We start from the raw sequence: 4,286 nt of genomic DNA on the forward strand, positions 1-4,286 counted from the left end.
GAGCCAACGAAACACGCCCACCCTGGAGATATTCCCCCATGCGCAAACTCAGCCTGATCGCGGCTGCCACCTCGGCCGTACTGCTCGCTGCCTGCGGCAGTGACAGCAGCAACGACACCCCCAAGAACGTCATCTTCTTCCTTGGCGACGGCATGGGCATGACCACCCAGACGGCCGCGCGTATTTACAAAGTTGGCGAAGACGGCGAACTCACCATGGACACGCTGCCGGAAACGGCCTTCGTCCGCACCTACTCCAACAACGCCCAGGTCACCGACAGCGCGCCCTCGATGGCGGCCTACATGACCGGCGTCAAGATGAACAACGAAGTCATCTCCATGACCCCGGAGACCTCGGCCTTCAACACCACCACCGGCGCCGACTACCTCAGCGGCACCGACAGCACCTGTCCGGCCACCGGCAACGGCAGCGCCGTTACCACCCTGCTCGAACTGGCCAAGGCGGCCGGCCGCAGCACCGGCGCGGTCACCACCACCCGCGTCACCCACGCCACGCCCGCCAGCACCTACGCCCACGTCTGCCACCGCGACGCCGAAAACACCATCGCCGCCCAGACCGTGCCCGGCGGCGCCGGCTACAACAGCGCCCTCGGCGACGGCCTCGACGTGCTGCTCGGCGGTGGCCGCCAGTTCTTCCTGCCCACCACGGCAGGCGGCAAACGCACCGACGGTCGCGACCTGACCGCCGAGTTCGTCACCAAGGGCTACACCTACGTCAAGACCAAGGCCGAATTCGACGCCGCTTCCGCCAGCGGCACCAAGAAGCTCGTCGGCCTGTTCACCAACAGCCACATGAGCTACGACATCGACCGCGACCCGGCCGTGGAACCCAGCCTGGCCGAGATGACCGGCAAGGCCATCGACATGCTGTCGAAGAACGACAAGGGCTTCTTCCTGATGGTGGAAGGCGGCCGCATCGACCACGCCCTGCACGAGACCACCGCCAGAAAGGCGCTGCAGGACACCGTGGCCTTCGACGACGCCATCAAGACCGCCATCGACAAGATGAAGCTCAAGGATGCCGACCTTAAAAACACCCTGATCGTCGTCACCGCCGACCACGACCACACCCTGGTTCTCAACGGCTACGCCGCCCGTACCGGCAAGACCACCGACAGCAACCCCGGCGTGCTCGGCCTGCTCAAGAACTACGTCACCGGCGCACTCGGTGCCGACCTGGACGGCAACCCCTTCACCATCATCGGCTTCGGCAACGGCGAAAACCGCCCTGCCACCCGCACCGCCCTCAGCGATGCGCAAGTGGCCGCCAAGACCTACCACCAGGAAGCCGCCATTCCCATGGGTGCCGGCAGCGAAACCCACGGCGGCACCGACGTCTTCCTTGGCGCCACCGGCCGCGGTGCGGACAAATTCACCGGTGTCATCACCAACACTGAAGTCTTCAACCTGATCCGCCAGTCGGTCGGCCTGTAACCCGGAGACCCACACCATGAAAACCCAGATCAAGCTCTGCGCCGCCGCCCTTGCCCTCGTCGGTGCCACCTCCGCCTTCGCCGCCGGCGAAGCCACCAACGTCATCTTCTTCCTCGGCGACGGCATGGGCCCCACCACCGTCACCGCCAGCCGCATCTACAAATACGGCGAAGCCGGCCAGCTGACGATGGAATCCCTGAAGCGCACCGCGCGCATCAAGACCTACTCCCTCGACGGCCAGACCACCGACTCCGCCCCGTCGATGGCCGCCTACATGACCGGCGTGAAGATGCGCAACGAAGTCATCTCCATGAGCGCCGACACCCAGCCGCGCGATCCGGTCACCAAGAGGAACTACACCAGCGGCGTCGACAGCACCTGCCCGGCCGGTAACGGCACGCCCGTCACCACCCTGCTCGAACTGGCCAAGGCTGCCGGCAAGTCGGTGGGCGCGGTCACCACCACCACCGTCACCCACGCCACCCCCGCCGCCACCTACGCCCACATCTGCAACCGCAACGGCGAAAACGCCATCGCGGCCCAGGCCGTGCCCGGCGGCGCCGGCTACAACAGCGCCCTCGGCGCCGGCCTGGATGTGCTGCTCGGCGGCGGCACCGACCACTTCCTGCCCATCAGCCTCGGCGGCAAGCGCACCGACGGTCGCGACCTGACCGCCGAACTGAAGGCCCAGGGCTACACCTACGTGAACAGCGGCACCGCCCTCAAGGCGCTGGACACCGCCGCCACGACCCGGCTGGTGGGCCTGTTCAGCAAGTCGCTGATGAACTACGAGCTCGATCGCGCCAAGCCCGCCAACGCCATCGACGAGCCCAGCCTTGCCGACATGACCGAGAAGGCCATCAAGCTGCTGCAGAAAAACGGCAAGGGCTTCTTCCTGATGGTGGAAGGCGGCCGTATCGACCACGCGCTGCACAACACCAACGCCAAGCGCGCCCTCGAAGACACCATCGCCTTCGACGACGCCATCAAGCGCGCCCTCGGCCTGGTCGACCTGAAGAACACCCTGGTCGTCGTCACCGCCGACCACGACCACACGATGACCTTCAACGGCTACTCCCACAAAGGCAACAACATCCTGGGCAAGGTCAGCGACATCAAGCCGACCACCGTGCAGGGCAAGACCGTGCTCGCCAAGGCCGGCGACGGCCTGCCCTACACCGCCCTGGTGTTCGGCAACGGCGCCGTGCGCAAGCCCGTGCGTGACGACCTGACCAGCGTCGACACCACGGCCGACGACTACTACCAGGAAGTCGGCGTCAAGCTCGGCACCGCCGGCGCCTACCCGGAAACCCACGGCGGCGGCGACGTCATGCTGTTCTCCTCCGGGGCAGGCAACGCAGGCTTCAAGGGCACCCTCGATAACACCAGGGTTTTCGGCCTGGTCAAGTCGGCCATGGGGCTCTGATCGCCACAACGATCCCAAGGGTTTGCCGGCAGTAAAACGGCAGCCATTTCGCCCGGCCTCATCAGGCCGGGCCTTTTTTATTCCTCACGCCCCACACTCATGAACAAGCTGATCCTCGCCGCGCTGCTCGGCGGCCTCATCCCCTCGGCCGCCCTGGCCAGCGACCTCGCCATCAAGGTCGAGCACGAAATCACCACCCTCAGCGCCGACGGCGTCACCCGCGTCACCCGCTTCGGCGAACGCCTGATCCGCCGCGACAACCAGAGCTGGGTTGCCCGCATCATCCCCGCCGGCGCCCACGAGGAAACCGACCACCACACCGCCGGCAAGGGCCACAAGCACATGGACATCGCCGCCGCCTCCCGCTGGGTCGAGCGCGGCAACGATGGCAAGCTGCGCGTGCGCATCGTCAATGCCCACGAAAAAGTCACCGTGGACATCACCCCCGTCGACTACAACAACATCGGCTTCGACGGCAAATGGACCACCGCCAGCCAGCTCCTCGACCCGGAGCAGATCAAGCGCATGAAGGCCATCACCCGCAGCGCCCCGGCGGGCGCCCGGTGGTACGAAGGCGGCACCCGCGACGCCAAAGTCCAGGTGCTGTGGGATGAAAAGGAGAGCTATCCGCGGCGCATCGACTCTGCCAACGCCGCCGGCACCAGCCGCAGCAGCATGGTCGTGACCCGCGAGAAAATGCCGGCCGTAATGCCCTGGACCCAGCTCAAGGGCTACGAACAAAAGGAGTACTCGGATCTGCTCGACTGAGCGCTGCCGCGCAAATCCCGGCTGCGGCGGCTATCATGACGCCGCACCCCACCCCTCCTTGCCGCCATGCCGCCCCACGAAAGCTCCGTCCCCTCGCAGCCCCCGGCCGCCGCCTCCCACACCCTGATCGAAGACGTCCAGGCCATCGTGATCGGCTGCCTGTTCGTCGCGCTGTCCATCGTCATGCTGCGCGAGAGCCGGCTGCTGACCGGCGGTATCGCCGGCCTCTCCTTCGTCGTGCATTACCTCACCGGCTGGCGCTTCGGGCTGGTGCTGTTCTTCATCAACCTGCCCTTCTACATCTTCGGCCTGCGCGCGCTGGGGCGGCGCTTCACGTTCAAGACCTTCTGCGCCGTGGGCGTGCTTTCGCTGCTCACCGAAATCGTGCCCAAGCTGATCAGCTTCCAGCACCTCGACCCGTTGTTCTCGGCCATCATGGCCGGGCTGCTCGCCGGCATCGGCATCCTCATCCTGATCCGCCACGGCGCCAGCCTGGGCGGCATCGGCATCCTGGCGATCTACCTGCAAAAGCGCCGGGGCTGGCGAGCGGGCACGGTTCAAATGAGCTTCGACTGCATGATCCTCAGCATCGGCCTGCTGGTGGTGAGCCCCGAAAAAGTGGTGCTGTCCATCATCGG

General features: G+C 66.2%; 4 protein-coding genes. All 4 read left to right on the top strand.

What is annotated here, in order from left to right; genetic code table 11:
- Positions 1-38: 38 nt before the first annotated feature.
- On the top strand, positions 39-1,454 hold the full coding sequence (locus Q1W26_RS09025) for an alkaline phosphatase (RefSeq protein WP_300438738.1): 1,416 nt from the start codon (positions 39-41) through the stop codon (positions 1,452-1,454).
- Between the two features lie 16 nt (positions 1,455-1,470).
- The gene (locus tag Q1W26_RS09030) at positions 1,471-2,880 is read left to right on the top strand and encodes an alkaline phosphatase (RefSeq protein WP_300438741.1); all 1,410 of its coding nucleotides are present in this window, start codon (positions 1,471-1,473) and stop codon (positions 2,878-2,880) included.
- 99 nt (positions 2,881-2,979) lie between these two features.
- Positions 2,980-3,648, top strand: coding sequence for a hypothetical protein (locus Q1W26_RS09035; RefSeq protein ID WP_300438743.1), 669 nt, complete (start codon positions 2,980-2,982; stop codon positions 3,646-3,648).
- Between the two features lie 66 nt (positions 3,649-3,714).
- Positions 3,715-4,286, top strand: a 572-nt coding sequence (locus Q1W26_RS09040; protein WP_300438746.1) for a YitT family protein, incomplete at its 3' end; no start/stop codon positions are given.

The organism is Zoogloea sp. (genome assembly GCF_030157465.1).
Taxonomy (GTDB): domain Bacteria; phylum Pseudomonadota; class Gammaproteobacteria; order Burkholderiales; family Rhodocyclaceae; genus Zoogloea.